Origin of the sequence: Parabacteroides sp. AF39-10AC (assembly GCF_003635405.1) — a bacterium.
Classification (GTDB): domain Bacteria; phylum Bacteroidota; class Bacteroidia; order Bacteroidales; family Tannerellaceae; genus Parabacteroides; species Parabacteroides distasonis.
Genome location: NZ_QTLP01000004.1, coordinates 64,501 through 81,940, shown reverse-complemented (window position 1 = coordinate 81,940; position 17,440 = coordinate 64,501). Strand labels below are relative to the sequence as shown.

Annotated in this window: 13 protein-coding genes; 8 read left to right on the top strand and 5 right to left on the bottom strand. The window is 44.7% G+C overall.

Annotation, left to right across the window (positions count from 1 at the left end):
- Nucleotides 1–14 precede the first annotated feature (14 nt).
- Together DW033_RS04905 and DW033_RS04900 are read left to right on the top strand one after the other, a co-directional pair.
- Nucleotides 15–1,928: an ATP-binding protein gene (locus tag DW033_RS04905; RefSeq protein WP_122382509.1), complete on the top strand. Its 1,914-nt coding sequence runs from the start codon at nt 15–17 to the stop codon at nt 1,926–1,928.
- 93 nt (nt 1,929–2,021) lie between these two features.
- Entirely contained in the window at nt 2,022–4,328 is a 2,307-nt protein-coding gene (locus tag DW033_RS04900) for a HAMP domain-containing sensor histidine kinase (RefSeq protein ID WP_122382508.1), read from the top strand.
- Nucleotides 4,329–4,330: 2 nt separating this feature from the next.
- On the opposite strand, the gene DW033_RS04895 is transcribed toward DW033_RS04900, so the two are convergent.
- The 4 genes from DW033_RS04895 to DW033_RS04880 all read right to left on the bottom strand — a co-directional run bounded on the left by DW033_RS04895 (nt 4,331) and on the right by DW033_RS04880 (nt 7,384).
- The gene (locus DW033_RS04895) at nt 4,331–5,581 is read right to left on the bottom strand and encodes an MFS transporter (RefSeq protein WP_122382507.1); all 1,251 of its coding nucleotides are present in this window, start codon (nt 5,579–5,581) and stop codon (nt 4,331–4,333) included.
- Between the two features lie 20 nt (nt 5,582–5,601).
- Nucleotides 5,602–6,387 (bottom strand): amidohydrolase, encoded by a 786-nt coding sequence (locus tag DW033_RS04890; RefSeq protein WP_057326933.1) that lies wholly within the window; start codon nt 6,385–6,387, stop codon nt 5,602–5,604.
- 155 nt (nt 6,388–6,542) lie between these two features.
- Nucleotides 6,543–7,091: a 1-acyl-sn-glycerol-3-phosphate acyltransferase gene (locus DW033_RS04885; RefSeq protein WP_008773478.1), complete on the bottom strand. Its 549-nt coding sequence runs from the start codon at nt 7,089–7,091 to the stop codon at nt 6,543–6,545.
- A 2-nt stretch (nt 7,092–7,093) separates the two neighbouring features.
- Entirely contained in the window at nt 7,094–7,384 is a 291-nt protein-coding gene (locus tag DW033_RS04880; protein WP_005854588.1) for a hypothetical protein, read from the bottom strand.
- 128 nt (nt 7,385–7,512) lie between these two features.
- On the opposite strand from DW033_RS04880, the gene DW033_RS04875 reads away from it, so the two are divergent.
- The gene (locus tag DW033_RS04875; protein WP_122382506.1) at nt 7,513–9,171 is read left to right on the top strand and encodes a glycosyltransferase; all 1,659 of its coding nucleotides are present in this window, start codon (nt 7,513–7,515) and stop codon (nt 9,169–9,171) included.
- A 72-nt stretch (nt 9,172–9,243) separates the two neighbouring features.
- Nucleotides 9,244–11,814 (top strand): alpha-glucan family phosphorylase, encoded by a 2,571-nt coding sequence (gene glgP, locus DW033_RS04870; protein WP_005864633.1) that lies wholly within the window; start codon nt 9,244–9,246, stop codon nt 11,812–11,814.
- Between the two features lie 211 nt (nt 11,815–12,025).
- Here the strand turns inward: glgP and DW033_RS04865 are convergent, their stop codons facing one another.
- Entirely contained in the window at nt 12,026–13,408 is a 1,383-nt protein-coding gene (locus DW033_RS04865) for an OmpP1/FadL family transporter (RefSeq protein WP_122382505.1), read from the bottom strand.
- Nucleotides 13,409–13,755: 347 nt separating this feature from the next.
- Between DW033_RS04865 and DW033_RS04860 the strand changes: the two genes are divergently transcribed.
- From DW033_RS04860 to DW033_RS04845, 4 genes are all read left to right on the top strand, one after another.
- Complete coding sequence (locus DW033_RS04860) at nt 13,756–14,925, top strand: esterase (RefSeq protein WP_122382504.1); 1,170 nt, start codon at nt 13,756–13,758, stop codon at nt 14,923–14,925.
- A 13-nt stretch (nt 14,926–14,938) separates the two neighbouring features.
- A complete protein-coding gene (locus DW033_RS04855) occupies nt 14,939–15,817 on the top strand; it encodes a helix-turn-helix domain-containing protein (protein WP_005864627.1) in 879 nt (292 codons plus the stop codon).
- An 83-nt stretch (nt 15,818–15,900) separates the two neighbouring features.
- The gene (locus tag DW033_RS04850; RefSeq protein WP_005864625.1) at nt 15,901–16,365 is read left to right on the top strand and encodes a nuclear transport factor 2 family protein; all 465 of its coding nucleotides are present in this window, start codon (nt 15,901–15,903) and stop codon (nt 16,363–16,365) included.
- Between the two features lie 43 nt (nt 16,366–16,408).
- On the top strand, nt 16,409–17,398 hold the full coding sequence (locus DW033_RS04845) for a fimbrillin family protein (protein WP_122382503.1): 990 nt from the start codon (nt 16,409–16,411) through the stop codon (nt 17,396–17,398).
- Nucleotides 17,399–17,440: the final 42 nt, after the last annotated feature.

Below are 17,440 nucleotides of genomic sequence, written 5' to 3'. Positions count from 1 at the left end.
CTAATTTTCGACTTATGCTAGCGATATCTATACAGAAATATTACATATTTGTTCTACTTTTTCTGCTAGCCATTCTACAGTCCTCTTGTCAACAGTCGGGAAATAAATATCGTATATTAGTAGTGCATTCCTATGAAAGCGATTATGTAGCTTATAAAGACTGCGATCGGTTGATCCGGGAATCCCTCGAGAAAAAGGGGATTAATCCGTCGATCCAAACATTCTATTTGAACTGCGAGCAATATGCGGCACCCGCCGAAGAAAAACGGATGTACCTGTATCTAGATTCGATCTCTACTTGGAAACCCGATCTGATATTGGTCTACGAGGATCAAGCGACTTACACGTTAATGCAATGCCATCATCCGCTAATCTCTACAGTCCCCATTGTATTTGGCGGCGTAAATTTCCCCAATAAGGCACTATTAGCGCAATATTCGAATGTTTCCGGATTCTGGGACGAGCCCGACTACGTCACGAACATCCGCTTGATAGAACATCTGTTGGGCAAGTCTACGATTTATATGTTGCACGATAGTACGTATATAGATAGGCACATTAAGGCTACGTTACATGAGCAATGTGCTCAAGCAGACATTCGGGTCGATAATAATCGCATCATGTATATACCGGTAGAGATCGCTACTTTGGACAGGGTCAATCAAAGCTTAAAACGACCGGATAGTACGACCGTCAACGTCGTGCCCGTGCAAGGAGACAAGCTATCAGCTGTTTCTTGGTACATGAGTAAACACGTCCCTTACATCTACTATCTACAGGCCAAACGGGATTACCGGGTATTGAACACCAGCCGTTTTTCCAGTAAACCCTCTTTTACGGCGATCAACGAGGATCTAGGATATACGAATAAACTTGTAGGTGGCTATATCACCTCCTTGGAAACCCAAATAGAAGAATCTACCGATAGAGCCGCGGAAATATTAAAAGGCTCCCCTAGCGAATCATTCCCACAGATAACAAAGAGCAAGAAGAATTATGTATTTGATTTCAATGAAGTCAAATATTGGAATATTGATAAAAGGCTTCTTCCGAAGGATGCTATACTTTTGAACTTTCCTTTTAAGGCCCAATATCCAAGATTATTCTGGAGCTTGATAATCGTAGTCAGCACGATGTGCTGCTTTGTCTTCGGTAGCTTCATCATCATGTATACCCAAGAATCCAAGGCAAAACGACAAGCGCAAAAAGCCCTATTACATGAAAAAGAATCATTAGCGGAAGCCTTGGAGAAAGCCAATGAGTCCGACCGGATGAAATCCGTATTCTTGGCTAACATGAGTCATGAGATACGTACCCCTCTAAATGCGATCATCGGCTTTTCAAGCCTAATCGCCGAACTGGATCTGACAGCGGAAGAGAAGGAGCAATACGCTAATATCATCACGACCAATAACGAGTTATTACTAAAGTTAGTCAATGACATATTGGATTTGGCAAGGATTGAATCCGGAGGTATCGTCTTTCATAAAGAATCCTGCAATTTAACGGATTTAGTGAAAACCCTTTATAAACAACATCTTTCCGATGTCCCCGAAGGTATCGAATTCAAGGAGAAATGCCCCGATACGCCGATCTGCTTATATTCGGATAAGGAGCGACTTTACCAAGCGCTCGAGAACATACTGAAAAATGCTATAAAATTTACTTCCGCAGGCTTTATAGAGATCGGTTACGAGTACACCAATGCACAAGACGTCCGACTTTATGTGCAGGATACAGGCATCGGGATCTCTCCCGAGGACCAAGAAGCGATATTCGAGCGTTTCAAGAAGCTGGATGATTTCGTGCAAGGGACAGGTCTTGGACTATCGATCTGCCAAGCTATCGTAAAACAATTAAACGGGCGTATCTTGCTCCAGTCCGAAAAGAATAAGGGGTGCCGCATCTCCTTGGTTTTCGAATTATAAACCAACCTCAGAAGCCAAGAAAAATAGACATTTGTCTCTTTGATATCCAATTACTTTTTATACATTTGCACTTATTATATTGAAGCTATACACATGGCGAACACTTCTTATCGTTATCTTTTTTTATTGTTGCTTCCATTGTTTTTATTGGTCGCAAATTCTTGCGAACGCTCAACCACGGAAAAACGCATCTTGATAGTACAATCTTATGAGCCGGACTTTCAAGCCTATAAAGATGTAGAAGAGACTTTTAAAAATGGATTCCAAAAGGAAGGCATTCATGCCAGTATCTTCACGTTCTATCTTAATTGCGAAGCTTATCAATCGCCAGAAGAGAAACAAAGAATATATACGGAACTCAATACGTTATCTTTATGGAAGCCTGATATCATAATCGTAAACGATGATCAAGCGACCTATTCCTTATTGGCTTGCGAACATCCTTTATTAGATAGCGTACCTATCGTTTTTACCGGAGTCAACTACCCTAACATACCCTTAATTCAAAAGTATCCTAACGTATCCGGATTTTGGGATAAGCCGGACTATCGGAAAAACGTCGAACTTATTGAGCGAATCATGGGAAAATGCGTGATTGTACGTGTCTCTGATAGTACAGCTCTTGACAAAAAGATCCTGAAAGATATGGATGAGCAAATAAAAGGGCTATGCTCCAAGGCTAGACCCGATTACCTTAAATATCCCCAGTATTCATCCCCATCCGATAAAAAGAGATCCTCTTCTTTAGTGCGGTTCCCAAAAGTACCGTTCGATTCCCTCTATATACAAACCATTCAACCCCGTACCAGTTCCAACTTGATCTGGGGGTTAGGTACAAGTACTTACAACAAGGCCTACCTTGCTACCAAAAGAGATTATACCTCGATAGCCTTAGGTAGGTTCTGCTCATTTCCCAGCTTCTCGGCGATCAACGAATCCGTAGGATATGACGGAGGCTTCATCGGGGGATATATGACCCCGGTAGAGAGCCAAACCCAAGAAGCCTTACGACGAGCTGCCAGCATACTCAAGGGCACACCGGCCAATAGCTTCCCACAAATAACGGAAAGCGCCAAAAACTATCTGTTCGATTACCCGACTTTAAATAAATGGGGTATCGATTGGAAAGAACTGCCTCAAAACAGCATCTTCTTGAACATGCCCTTTGTGGTTCGTTATCAAACATATATTATTCTATGCGGGATTCTTCTAACCCTATTTATCCTATGGACGCTTTTCTATCAAAGAGTACAATACCGTCGCGAAGCCTCTCACAAGAAACAGGCTCAAGAAAGTTTACGGAAAGAGAAAGAATTCCTCTCGTTGGCTTTAGAGAGCGGTGATATTTTCGCATTCCGATACAGCAACGGCGTATTCGAGTTCGACCATGATTTCTATAAGTCGTTGGATATGCCGATAAAGCCGATCACCTCCACGCAATTCCAAGAGTCTATCCACCCTGAAGACCGGGAAGATTTCATCCAACATAAGCACCTGCTTGATACAGGATTCCCTTCCCGTAAGATCACCCGCCGCCGATATAATTTCAACGGCAAAGGGCATATATGGTGGGAATTCAGATATGCGCAAGCGAAGAATGGACAAGACTCCACCCGCAATAATGTCGGAGTAAACGGGCTCTGCTTAAATATCCAACAAAGTAAGGAAGTAGAGGAAGATCTTATCAAAGCCCGTATAAGGGCCGAGGAAGCGGACCAAATGAAATCAGCGTTCCTCGCCAATATGAGCCATGAGATACGTACCCCGCTTAACGCCATCGTTGGATTTTCGGAACTGCTAACAAGCGATATGGAAATAAGCCCGAACGAGAGGGATGAGTTCATGCAAGTTATCAGTAAGAACAGCGACCTCTTATTGAAATTAATCAATGACATTCTCGATCTATCCCGCATCGAGTCCGGTAAGATGTCGTTTACCCTCACGAATTGTGACTTAAACGAATTACTATCCCATATCTACCGCACCCATCAATTGTTGATGCCCCAAGGCGTAGCGCTTAAAATACAACTGCCGGTCCTCCCGGCCATTATCCAAGCGGACTTACATCGATTAACCCAAGTGATTACCAACCTCATAAACAACGCCGCAAAATTCACGACGCAAGGATACATCTTGATTAAATACGATTATACGCAAGATAAACGTTGGATCCAGATCTCCGTTACCGATACGGGCAAAGGCATTCCCGCAGATAAGCAAGCCCAAGTATTCGAACGGTTCAACAAACTGGACGAGTTTGCGCAAGGGACAGGCCTCGGACTGGCGATCTGCCAAATTATCATCGAACACTTCGGAGGATATATCACCCTAGAATCCAAAGAAGGGGAAGGTAGCACATTCATCGTGACCCTCCCCTACACTCCCGGATTATCGGTATAAGATTATTTTTTCTTGAAACGCAAGAACGGCAATACAATAAATAAAGGTATGCAACAGATCATTACCCAGATAAAGAAATGTTGGTAACCGATCTGCTCCTGTATCCATCCCGATGCCATTCCCGGTAGCATCATACCTAACGCCATGAAACCGGTACTGATCGCATAATGCGAAGTCTTATATTCCCCTTCGGCGAAAAGCATCAGATACATCGTATAAGCCGTAAAGCCAAATCCGTAGCCGAATTGCTCGACAGCGACACAAGCGTTTACGACAATAATACTCTCCGGCATCATATAAGCCATATACAAATAAACCAGATTCGGCAAGGAGATAGCCAATGCCATAGGCCATAACCAAGTCTTCAAGCCCCCCCGGGATATAGCCAGACCTCCTAAAACCCCTCCGAGCAATAAGGAGATCACTCCCACCGTACCATAAGCGAACCCGACCTCACCGGTACTGAGCGCCAGCCCGCCAACCTCCCGCCCATCCAGCAGGAAAGGAGAAGCCAACTTTACCAATTGGGATTCCCCCAAACGATACGTCAGCATAAAAAGCAAAGCCGGGACAATCCCTTTCTTGCTGAAAAAACTCACGAAAGTATTGCCAAACTCCACCAAGATGGTATGAGGGGTGATATTCGTACGTTGCGCGTCACTCGCCGGACGGGGTAAGATATACTTATGCCACAAGGCCAAGGCGATAAAGGTACCGGCCAATACGAAAAACACCAGGCTCCAAGCAAAGGAAATCCGCTCGGTACTCTCCTCCAAAAGTCCCGCCAGCATAACCAGCAGACCTTGTCCGGTTAGCATCGCCACCCTGTAGAACGTATTTCGGATACCGATGAAGAACGCCTGTTGCTCCTCCGTCAAGCCCAGCATATAGAACCCATCCGCGGCGATATCGTGCGTAGCGGAACTAAACGCCATCAACCAAAAGAAAGCCAAGGTAAACCGCAGAAAGAAATCCCCGGGAAGGACAAACGCCACACCTGCCATTCCCCCGCCAATCAATAGCTGCATGCTATAAATCCACCAACGCTTCGTTTTAATCAAGTCTACGAACGGGCTCCAGATGGGCTTGATCACCCAAGGAAAATAAAGCCAACTGGTAAATAAGGCGATATCCGTATTTGAGACGCCCAGACGTTTATACATGATCACAGAAAGCGTCATGACTACCACATAGGGCAAGCCTTCGGCAAAATAAAGAGACGGGATCCAAGCCCAAGGATTACGTTTTTCCATAATAAGAAGGAATTAAACGATTAGAAGTCAATACCAAATCCATCCGCATCCTTCCACGCCGGGAACTTAGCCCGGAACTCATCCAACTCGCTCTTCTTCAAGGTACATGTCCGGGTGATTTCCTCTCGTTTTCCGGCATCAGCCAATTTCTTTCCTTTTGCGTTATAAATCATGGAATCCCCTCTGAAAAGAAAACCTTTCCCATCTACCCCCACACGGTTCACGCCACAGACATAAGCCATGTTCTCGATGGCACGTGCATGCAGCAATGCCTTCCACGCCTTCTTCCGGGCCTCGGGCCAATTGGCTACATAAATCAAAAGATCATATTCATTATTCACGTTGCGGCTCCAAACCGGGAAACGCAGGTCATAACAAACCTGCAAACAGATATTCCAGCCTTTATAGGGCACGATCAGCCGTTTGTCGCCCGCCGAGAAATGCTTGTCCTCTTCCGCCATACGGAACAAATGACGCTTATCGTAATAATACTCCTCTCCTTCCGGAGTGATGAAAAAAGCCCGGTTGTAGAACTTTCCGTTATCTTTCGCGATAAAACTTCCAGCCACGGCCAGTTTATATTTCTTAGCCCATTCCTTTATAGTCGGTACAGTCCGTCCATCCATCGTATCGGCTTGTTTCTCTACGTCCATGGAAAATCCCGTAGTAAACGTCTCCGGCAATACCGCTAAATCGGTTCTTCCACTAACACGGCGCAACAGTTCGCCATAATAACCCAAGTTCTCTTCACGGTCTTCCCAAATGATATGGGATTGTATCATGCTGATACGTAAGTCTTCAGTCATAGAATAAAGATATTAAGGTAATAAAAAGACATATTGTGACAAGGAAACAGTTTCATGGTGAAGAAACAGTAGTTTCTTCATAGCAAAACTTTTGTTTCTCCTAGGGAAAACTTTTGTTTTCCTATAGCAAAACTCTTATTTCTTCACCATGAAACCTATACCTGTACGAAATTCTCAGGATGGCAGGCGGTAACTCCCCGATACATCTCTCGTATCGTATGGATATCTTTATCCACATCACCTGTCGGATAAAAAACACCTTTCGTGCCAACCTCTTTCTTTCCATAATCAAAATAAGCCACCACGATCGGCACGTTCGCTTTCAAAGCGATAAAATAGAATCCTTTTTTCCAGTCCTTGGCCCGCTTCCGGGTACCTTCCGGTGTGACGGCCAATTGAAACCGCTCACTGGTCTTGAAACGTTCCACCATCTGATCGGTCACCGACGTACGTTTACCACGATCCACCGGAACACCTCCCAGCCAGTTAAACAGCAAATTAAAAGGGAAAAAGAACCACTCTTTCTTAATAAGGAAACCAGCGTTACACCCGATCGAGGTATAAAAAAGTTTCCCTACAATAAAATCCCAGTTACTGGTATGCGGAGCCACACATACGATACATTTCGGCAAATCCACGCCATCCACCGGGCCCAGCTTCCACCCCGCCATACGGAGTATCGCCTTACTAATTGCCTTCTTCATGCCTATTTGTCCTTGCTCAACTCTCCTATCTCGTCGGCGATAGCGTTAACCTCGTTTTGCAAGTCCTCTCTTAATTTGCGATAATAATTCCGTACGAGAGCCTTGTTATCCTTGCCGTCGGGGTGTCCGGCACGAACGATATAACTATCTTGCATATCTAGGATACGAGCCATCAAAGCATCCGCTTTCTCTTGATTTACTCCGGGTATATACAATTTGCAAACCAGCGCTTCCGTGAACAATTCACCAGCCACGTAGCTGATCTCTTTCTTTAAAATTCTTCTTTTAGCCATAATTATTTCATATTTAATTATCCACAAATATAGAACATATGTTATTAAATACCGAGGAAAGGCCAAGAAAAAACATAAAATGAATTATCTTTGCAGCGGTGAAATCATTGATTATAAACAAATCAAATATGAACGAAATGATAAAGACGCCAGAGTTTCTCTTTGAAAGCAGCTGGGAAGTCTGTAATAAAGTGGGAGGTATTTATACCGTACTATCGACTAAAGCTCATACGCTTCAACAAATTTTTAACGACAAAGTAATATTCATCGGTCCGGATGTGTGGGCAAACACAACCGCTCCCGATTTTACGGAAGACGCATCTTTGTTTGAGGATTGGAGAAAGCACGCCGAGGCAGTGGATCACTTGAAAGTTAAGGTTGGTCGCTGGAACGTACCGGGTACCCCCCCTGTTATACTGGTAGATTTCAAGTCCTACTTCAGTGAACGAGACGCCTTTTTCTATTCTATGTGGGAAAATTTCCGAGTTGACTCCATCCACGCCTACGGCGATTACGATGAGTCTTGTATCTTCGCATATGCGGTCGGTAAGGTAATAGAGAGTTTCTATCACTTCTACAAACTGGAAAACAAGAAAGTCGCCGCCCTATTCAATGAATGGATGTTGGCGATGGGAGCGCTTTACATTCAAAAGCAAATCCCTGCCATAGCGACACTTTTCACGACGCATGCCACATCGATCGGACGCTCTATCGCCGGTAACAACAAAGCGTTATACGCTTATATGGACGGTTACAACGGCGATCAGATGGCTAAGGAGCTAAACATGGAGGCCAAGCATTCCGTAGAGAAGCAGGCCGCCCATTACGTGGATTGCTTCACGACCGTAAGCGATATCACGGCCCGTGAATGTAAACAGTTATTGGATAAGGCACCGGATATCGTTACCCCGAACGGCTTTGAGCCCAACTTCGTACCCGAGGGTAAGGAATACGCTAAAAAGCGGAAGGAGGCACGTCGTACATTAATTAATGTAGCAGAGAAATTATTGGGCTGCCCCATCGACCCGAACGCTTTGCTGGTTTCCACCAGTGGCCGCTATGAATACAGAAATAAAGGTATCGATGTCTTCATCGAGGCGATGAACCGTGTACGTACGTCCGGACGCCTGCAGCGTGAGGTCGTCGCCTTTATCATGGTACCGGCTTGGGTACGTGCTGCCCGTGCGGATTTAAAAGAGGCGATCGAGCAGGACATAAAGACGACCTCTCCGCTTCAAATCCCTTTCATTACGCACTGGTTGCATAATATGCCAGAAGATAAGGTCTTGAATTATATCAACCACGCCGGCTTCACGAACGCAGCATCCGAAAAACTAAAGATCATATTCGTTCCTTGTTATTTGGACGGTAAAGGAGGTATTTTCAATAAGACCTATTATGATATGCTGATAGGGATGGACGCTACCGTATATCCTTCCTACTACGAGCCGTGGGGATATACCCCGCTGGAAAGTATCGCTTTCGGTATACCGACGATCACGACCAATCTGGCCGGTTTCGGTATGTGGGCGAAGAAAACGGTATCCGGAGATAACCTTAGCGAAGGCGTAGAGGTTATTAATCGTACGGATTTCAATTATTTTGAGGTAGCGGACGCTATCATGAACTCCATCCTGGCTCTCAGCCAAAAGGATGCTACAGACATCGAGGAAATCAAACAGCGTTGTTTCGATCTCGCTCGAAAAGCTGAATGGAGCAAGTTTATCGACTATTATCTGACCGCATTCGACATCGCCATAAAGCATGCCGAGGAAAGAAACAGCTAAATATTGCTCATAATTAATAAGATAATGCTATCTTTGCACTCGTTTTAGACAAACACTTTAAACTTCACGATAATGAAAATTAAGGCGAATAACGCAAACAGTCCTATTTGGAAGGACGTCTACTCACATTCCAAGCTTCCACAACAGTTGGAACCACTTAATGAGATCGCTACGAATCTTTGGTGGGTATGGAATCATGAAGGCGCTAAACTATTTGGCAAGATCGACAAACAACTTTGGAAATCCACAGAAGGTAACCCTGTACAGCTATTGCAAAGCCTTTCACACAAACGTATGGAAGAGATCTTAGCAGATAAGGAGTTAATGGCTGAAATCCAAAAGGTATACGCTGATTTCAAAGCTTATATCAATGTAAAACCCGACAAGACACAACCGTCTGTAGCCTACTTCAGCATGGAGTACGGTTTGACCAATGTATTAAAGATTTACTCAGGTGGTCTGGGAGTATTAGCCGGTGACTACTTGAAAGAGGCCAGCGATAGTAATATCGATTTATGTGCCGTAGGTTTCTTGTATCGTTACGGATATTTCACACAGACTTTGTCCATGGACGGTCAGCAGATCGCCAATTACGAGCCGCAAAATTTCAACGCCCTGCCGTTGACTCAGGTATTGCAGTCGAACGGAGAGCCGATGGTATTGGAAGTTCCTTATCCGGGCAGAACCGTTTACGCTCATATCTGGAAAGTTAGCGTAGGTCGTGTACCTTTGTACTTAATGGATACGGATATTCCTCAGAACAGCGAATGGGATCGTTCCATCACGCACCAATTATATGGTGGCGACTGGGAGAACCGTATGAAACAAGAGTATTTGTTGGGTATCGGTGGTATCATGATGCTGAACAAGTTAGGTATCAAGAAACAAATTTATCACTGCAACGAGGGACACGCCGCTTTGATCAACGCTCAGCGTTTGGTAGACTATATCCAGAACGACGGCCTTTCATTCAACCAAGCGTTGGAGGTAGTTCGTGCTTCCGCTCTCTATACGGTACACACTCCGGTTCCGGCAGGTCACGATTACTTTGACGAAGGTTTGTTCGGACGTTACATGGGTGAGTTCCCCGGCAAGTTAGGTATTAGCTGGCAAGACTTCATCGATATGGGACGTGAGAACCCGGGCTCTAACGAGAAATTCTCCATGAGCGTATTCGCCTTGAACACTTGCCAAGAGGCTAACGGCGTAAGCTGGTTGCACGGTAAGGTTTCTCAGCGTATGTTCGCCCCAGTTTGGAAAGGTTACTTCCCGGATGAACTGCACGTTGGTTATGTAACGAACGGTGTGCACATGCCGACTTGGGCCGCTACGGAGATGAAGAAATTCTATGCGGATAAATTAGGCACGAAGCTTTTCGAGGATCAATCAAATCGCAAATGTTGGGAAGGAATCCAGAATGTATCCGACGAGGAAATCTGGAATCTCCGTATGACCTTGAAGAATAAATTGATTGATTACATCCGTGTTCAATATAAAGATAGCTGGTTGAAGAACCAAGGTGATCCTTCTAAGGTAGTTTCCATCCTTGAGAAGATCAATCCGAATGCCTTGTTGATTGGTTTCGGTCGTCGTTTCGCTACTTATAAGCGTGCGCACTTGTTGTTCACGGACTTAGACCGTTTGGCTAAGATCGTTAACAATGAAAAGTTCCCGATTCAGTTCGTATTCACCGGTAAGGCTCACCCGGCTGATGGTGGTGGTCAAGGTTTGATCAAACACATCGTAGAGATCTCTCGCCGTCCGGAGTTCTTAGGAAAGATCATCTTCTTGGAGAACTACGATATGCGTTTGGCCCGTCGTTTGATTTCTGGTGTAGACGTATGGTTGAACACGCCGACTCGTCCGTTAGAGGCTTCCGGTACTTCCGGTGAGAAAGCCGAGATGAACGGTGTATTGAACTTCTCCGTTCTTGACGGTTGGTGGTATGAGGGTTACGTAGAAGGCGCAGGTTGGGCATTGACCGACAAGCGTACTTATGAGAACCAGCAATACCAAGACCAATTGGATGCGGCTACGATCTACCATTGCTTGGAAACTGAGATTATCCCGACTTACTACGCTAAGAACAGCAAGGGTTACTCTCCGGACTGGATCCAATATATCAAGAACTCTATCGCCAAGATCGCTCCGGATTATACGATGAAACGTATGTTGGACGATTATGAGGATCGTTTCTATCACAAATTGGCTACTCGTTCCGCTCATATTTCCGCTAACAACTACGAGATCGCTAAGCAATTAGCTGCTTGGAAAGAGGAAGTTGCGCAACATTGGGATAGCTTCCAAGTGGAATCTTTCACTTGCGACCAAGATTTGACGGTGAACGGCCCGGTTGTAGGAAAAGAATACAACTTCAATTTGGTAATCGACCGTCATGAACTACAAGGTATGTTAGGTGCTGAAATGGTTGTCATGAAGGAAGATCCGGAGAAACACACGCTGTCACCAATCAATACCGCTCAGTTCGAGTTGATGAAGGAAGAAGGCTCCAAGTTATTCTTCAAGTTAACGACCACTCCTTCCGAGGCTGGTAACCATAAGATGGGCTTCCGTGTATATCCTGTAAACAAGGAGTTGCCTCACCGTATGGACTTCGCTTATGTACGTTGGATTCAGTTATAATCGGCAACAAGTAAAACAAATAATCAAGAAAGAGGGTGCGTCATGCACCCTCTTTTTTATGCCATACCCAGCTATGCTTTACAGCGACTAAAACCTATGGTTATGAGCCGTAAAGCATAGGTTCATATAGTCCGTGAATACCCATGAATCAAAAAAAGGAAGCCGCACGACAGCAGCTTCCTTTTTCAATAGGATACGAATATTTTCAAGCTTAGAAAGCGTAGTCCAAACTTAATCCGAACACCTTGTTGGTGCGGCTATACACATTCTGCCAAGGAAGTCCCGTGCCGCAGTAGTTGTCCATCTTCTTGGTATAATCGTGGTAAGTTGTCCACATATATCCCACGTTCAAAGCCATTTTTTCGCTCAACATCACTTTAGCACCAAAGCCCAGCGAATAAGAATCGCAGGAGAAACTAACATCACTTTGGAAATTATCAGACAAACCATAATCTGTAATTTGAGCGCCACCGCTAATGGTCAATCTCTTGACAACATCCCACTCTATACCAAACAGATACTCATTCGTACCTCTTTCCAGTTCCTTCTGCTTTCCACCGGCCATTCCCGCCTTCTTGTCATCGAAGAAGTGATACTCAACAGAAGCCTTCAACATGGGCAAAAACCGATAAGAAGCTGCCACCGAAAGCATGGAAGGAATATCGTTCGGCGTATTTACACCATGCTTATAAGGGCCAACCAAATCTTCCGCACTGTCGGGATAATCCAACTTCTTGGTATTGTTTTCGATGTTCAAGTTCGTCTTAAACTCATATTTAGCTCCGAAATTGAATTTACCATATTTGACATCAACACCCAAAACCGGTGTCAACCCCCAACCTGTCTGATCGCAATCCAAAGCCAGGTTCATTAAATCCGCTCCACCAAAATTCTGTTTTAATTTTGCATCCAGATACCCGTCATAGTTTCCTGAGAAATAGTTCATCCGGCCTCCGGCAAAAGCAGAAAGCCAATCCGTGATCTTGTATGATAGGCCAAGTTGTAGGGAATAAATATACTGTTTTCCGTCCATCGCACTGTTAATAGTATACATATCCGGCGTGACGATGGGACTTTGACCGCCAGTCTTTATATATTTCGCTACACTTTCCTTGAAGATACCGGCCATAGCAGCCGATTCGAACATTGGCAGGCCATCGTCAAACGAAGCCTTACCACCTCCACCCGTAATGGCAAAGAAACCGGAGATCGTCCAATCACCTTTTTTGTAAGCCGCAAAAACACTCGGAATCACAGGAGCGGCTGCCTTTCCTTTGTAATACTTTTTATAGGGAACGTCGCTCACTGTCGGCACCTTATTCACTGGGTCGAAACCATTGTATGTACTGAAAGAGGCATCGATATCCCGGGTCTGGAAAGCACTTTGGATACTCACACCAACGCGGAAACCGTCTGTCGGCAAAAAAGAAAGACCCGCCGGGTTTGACAAAGCGCCGTCTATATCAATTGCAGCACCTCGCGAAAGTGACCTTAAAAAGGCTGCATGCTGATTCGTATTCGTCAAATATCCTCCAGCGAAAGAAACCAAAGGCATCATCATCAATGCCGCACCTAATACTACTTTTTTCTTCATGTTTTACTTTTCTTGATTACAAAACGGTCGCAAAGATAAATACTTTTTTCAAACACTGCACACTTTTAATAAAAATGTGCCGCACAAAACAGCAAATACTGTGCAAACACATAAGACTAATTAACAATAGAAGAGCCGCAAAGGTAGTAACGTGAAATCAGGTATTAGTTATAATCAAAAAGAATCATCCTAATCAGAAAAGGATATATACAGCAAGTACTAAAGAAGATATACTTACTTTACCCAAAAAGATATACTACAAGTGCCAAGTAAGTATAACTTCTATTTTTCCGAAATAAATCGTATATTTGTCTCTATAACTTAATTCTTTAAACCGTATAGATAAAATGAAAAGACTAGCATTACTCGCAGCTCTCTTACTGCCCCTATCCATGGCTTTCGCCCAACAGAACGTAGGATTCAAGACCGATAAGGTAGAACCACTCGTGATCAACCCAGACAATAGCGTCACTTTCTATGTAGAAGCCCCAAAAGCGAAGTCCGTCTCCGTAAAAGGAGACTGGGAAGCCAACGAGGGCAATGGCCAGATGACGAAAGGGAAAAACGGAATATGGAGCTATACGACTCCCCCACTGCCATCCGAAATGTACACCTATCGTTTAAACATAGATGGTATTTACAACATCGCCCCAAACAACCCATTCTCTTGCCGTGACGTAGGCACCTTGTTCAGCCTGTTCTATATCAACGGGGGAAATGGGGATTATTATCAAGTACGTGATGTGCCTCATGGTAATGTTACAACCACTTGGTATCACTCGGATATCCTCGGGAGCGAACGAAGACTTAGCGTTTATACGCCTCCTTTTTACGATAAGAACATCCAGTCTTATCCCGTTCTGTACCTGTTACACGGCAGTGGCGGCGACGAGAACGCTTGGCTGGAGCTTGGCCGTACCGCCCGTATCATGGATAACTTGATTGCCGAAGGCAAGATACAGCCAATGCTTGTCGTTATGCCAAACGGCAATCCCAGTAAACAGGCCGCTCCCGGCGAAACATCCGATAACCTGAATTACAAACCAGCCATGAGCAACAGCTTCCCCGGTTATAAGGATGGCTCGTACGAGAAAAGTTTCACCGAGATCATTCATTTCATCGATAACCGTTACCGTACGATCCCGGATAAGCGACACCGAGCCATAGCCGGACTTTCGATGGGTGGTTTCCATACATTATATATATCATTGAATTATCCGGACTATTTTAACTATATAGGACTTTTCTCCGCCGGACTCAGCGCCAATGGTGTAGACCCGAATAGCCCGATGTACACGAATCTCGACGAGAAATTAGGAAACCTCAAGAGATCCGGTTATCAATTGTTCTGGATCGGTATCGGAAAGGACGATTTCCTGTACGACGCGAACCAGCAATTCCGCCAGCGAATGGATAGCCTAGGTATGAAATACCAGTACGTAGAATCCACCCGAGGACATATCTGGGCCAATTGGCGGGCTTATCTCCTCCAATTCGCTCCTATGCTTTTCAAATAAAAGACATGAGCAGATGAATCATAATATACCGCAATACGACTTCTATAAACACAAATACGGCGATGAGCTACTTATCGACGTCGTTCCCTTGAACACGATCAAGAAGTATCTCAAGGAACAACCCGTACATATATTGACGTATTACGATATAACATTGATCACTAGCGGGGAGGGAGAATTCCTTATCGATCATCAAGCGAACCGGGTAAAGCCTCAAGATATCATCTTTACCCGGCCCGGCGAAATACGCAAATGGGACGATAAAACGATACAAGACGGATTCGCTCTTATCTTTGAGGAAGAGTTCCTGCTCTCTTTTTTCAATGATCCGGCATTTCTCCGGAACCTCTCTTATTTCCATACGGAAAGACGGTCTTCCAAGCTCAGTCTCGACAAGAAAGCCTATGCCCGCATCTCCGAGTTGATCTCGGAGATCGATAAAGAGATCAAGGACTATCAGTCGAAAGACAAACACTTGCTCCGGGCCTTGTTGTACGAGACATTAATGTTGCTCAACAGGCTATATTCTAACTCGAACGCTTTACCTCCAGACACAAACGCCCGATCTAAAAGCATCTATGTAGACCGATTTATCGAGTTAGTAAACCATTCCTTCAAGCAAGATCATTCCATCCGGAGCTATGCCGATCGGCTTTGCATCACCCCGAACTACCTGAATGAGATCGTGAAAAACGCTACGGGTATCAACGCTAAACAATACATCCTAAACAAAATACTGATCGAGAGCAAACGGCTATTGACTTATACGGACTTGCCTATATCCGCCATAACGGAAGCTCTAGGTTACGAGGATCCATCCTATTTCATCCGTCTATTTCGTTCCCAAACAAACATGACCCCGCTAAACTATCGCAGGAATACAAAACCGTAAAAAGTACTATTTCCTCCTTTATAAGTATTATACGAACTCCATTCGGTATGTCTAATTTTGCCTCTATCAATAAATAAAGCATCATGAGACAATACAAATCATGGATAGCGGCTCTCATATTAGGAAGCACGTTATCCGCTAACGCACAACAAAAGAATATGGAGAACAAAACATTAAACGAGAACATCCCGGAGATGATCATCTCCCTTGAAAAAGAGGCTCTAGCCTCGACCGACCCGATGGCATTCGTAGAGCTTTCAGACACCGACGTGATTTACTTCGATCCTTCCCTAGAGACGAAAATAGAGGGATTGGAACAACTGCGCACTTATTATAAAGGTATGCAACTTCCTCCGGCAGATCATTTCGACATGATCCGCCCGGTCGTACAAGTCGCGCAAAACATAGCGGTACTCACCTTCAACCTTGATAGCTACTTATCCGACAAGGTAATAAAATGGAACTGCACCGAGGTTTACAGACGCAACCCCGACAACCAATGGAAGATCATACAAACCCACTGGTCTTACGTGAAACCGCTAGATTAAAGTTAAAACATTTGCCGCTTTCTGAACCAAAACGGTTCGTAAAATGTATTATATAGACTATTCACTAAACACAAATTATATGATACGGAATTTACTGAAAGCGGCAAATGCGCTTACATTTAGCACGATGTTCCTGTTACTCCTCGCCGGATGCAACAAGAACACGATTATTTTTGAGGATGGAACAACCCCGAACGGCTCTTCGGGAAACGAGGACCCGGGAAACAGCACGTTGGTGACCTTCAACGCCTCCGTGGAGGGCCGGAACCTATTACGTTCCATGTCTCCCATGAATAAAGGGATACAAAGCAGGGTTTATGTCTTCGACAGCAGCGCAGGAACCAAGGGAAACCCCGAGGCGTCAGGTCTTTACATAACCTCATCTCCCGGGGTGTTAACAGGAAGTGACGGATATAAAATGTTTCTCTCCAATGGCACTTATAATTTCTACGCCGTATCCGACAATTTCTCCACGATCCCCCCGACATTCACGAGTGGCGTATCCGAACCCCTCTTCAACGGTATCGATTATCTTTGGTGGAGCGCCATACAACAGGATGTTAATAGCTCCCAAATCAATATACCGATTGTTTATGGCCATGTGGCTACCCAAGTCGTAGTAGAATTAACCGGCGGTGAAGGTATCACGATCAACCAATTGGTCTCCGCCATGATCACACCTCCCGAAACCGGGGCGACCATGGATCTGGGCACAGGTATCATCACTCCCGCCACCGCTTTCGGGAAAGCGGATAAGATGGGGATAAACGGATTAACCGCCCAATATATCATGTTGCCGATAAGACATACGGCTCCCATGACTCTCACATTGGAAATATCCGCCGACAATGAAAACAGTACCCGCACCTATACCACCCAGATCCCTCTTCCGGATGGCGAGTTGAAAGCGGGAAACTCTTATTTATTTAAAGCGGTAATCAACGGTAATTCGGTCACTTTGGCCAGTGTCAACGTAAAAGACTGGACAGATGTGGACGAGACAGGAAAGCCCCTTTATCCGACCCAGAATTAAAGCCCGGTTCCTATTTTCCGTATCAATGAATATTGGTACGGA

Coding starts and splice junctions, on each gene's coding strand:
- DW033_RS04905 (WP_122382509.1), top strand. CDS start 15: ATGCTAGCGATATCTATACAGAAATATTACATATTTGTTCTACTTTTT.
- DW033_RS04900 (WP_122382508.1), top strand. CDS start 2,022: ATGGCGAACACTTCTTATCGTTATCTTTTTTTATTGTTGCTTCCATTG.
- DW033_RS04895 (WP_122382507.1), bottom strand. CDS start 5,581: ATGGAAAAACGTAATCCTTGGGCTTGGATCCCGTCTCTTTATTTTGCC.
- DW033_RS04890 (WP_057326933.1), bottom strand. CDS start 6,387: ATGACTGAAGACTTACGTATCAGCATGATACAATCCCATATCATTTGG.
- DW033_RS04885 (WP_008773478.1), bottom strand. CDS start 7,091: ATGAAGAAGGCAATTAGTAAGGCGATACTCCGTATGGCGGGGTGGAAG.
- DW033_RS04880 (WP_005854588.1), bottom strand. CDS start 7,384: ATGGCTAAAAGAAGAATTTTAAAGAAAGAGATCAGCTACGTGGCTGGT.
- DW033_RS04875 (WP_122382506.1), top strand. CDS start 7,513: ATGAACGAAATGATAAAGACGCCAGAGTTTCTCTTTGAAAGCAGCTGG.
- glgP (WP_005864633.1), top strand. CDS start 9,244: ATGAAAATTAAGGCGAATAACGCAAACAGTCCTATTTGGAAGGACGTC.
- DW033_RS04865 (WP_122382505.1), bottom strand. CDS start 13,408: ATGAAGAAAAAAGTAGTATTAGGTGCGGCATTGATGATGATGCCTTTG.
- DW033_RS04860 (WP_122382504.1), top strand. CDS start 13,756: ATGAAAAGACTAGCATTACTCGCAGCTCTCTTACTGCCCCTATCCATG.
- DW033_RS04855 (WP_005864627.1), top strand. CDS start 14,939: ATGAATCATAATATACCGCAATACGACTTCTATAAACACAAATACGGC.
- DW033_RS04850 (WP_005864625.1), top strand. CDS start 15,901: ATGAGACAATACAAATCATGGATAGCGGCTCTCATATTAGGAAGCACG.
- DW033_RS04845 (WP_122382503.1), top strand. CDS start 16,409: ATGTATTATATAGACTATTCACTAAACACAAATTATATGATACGGAAT.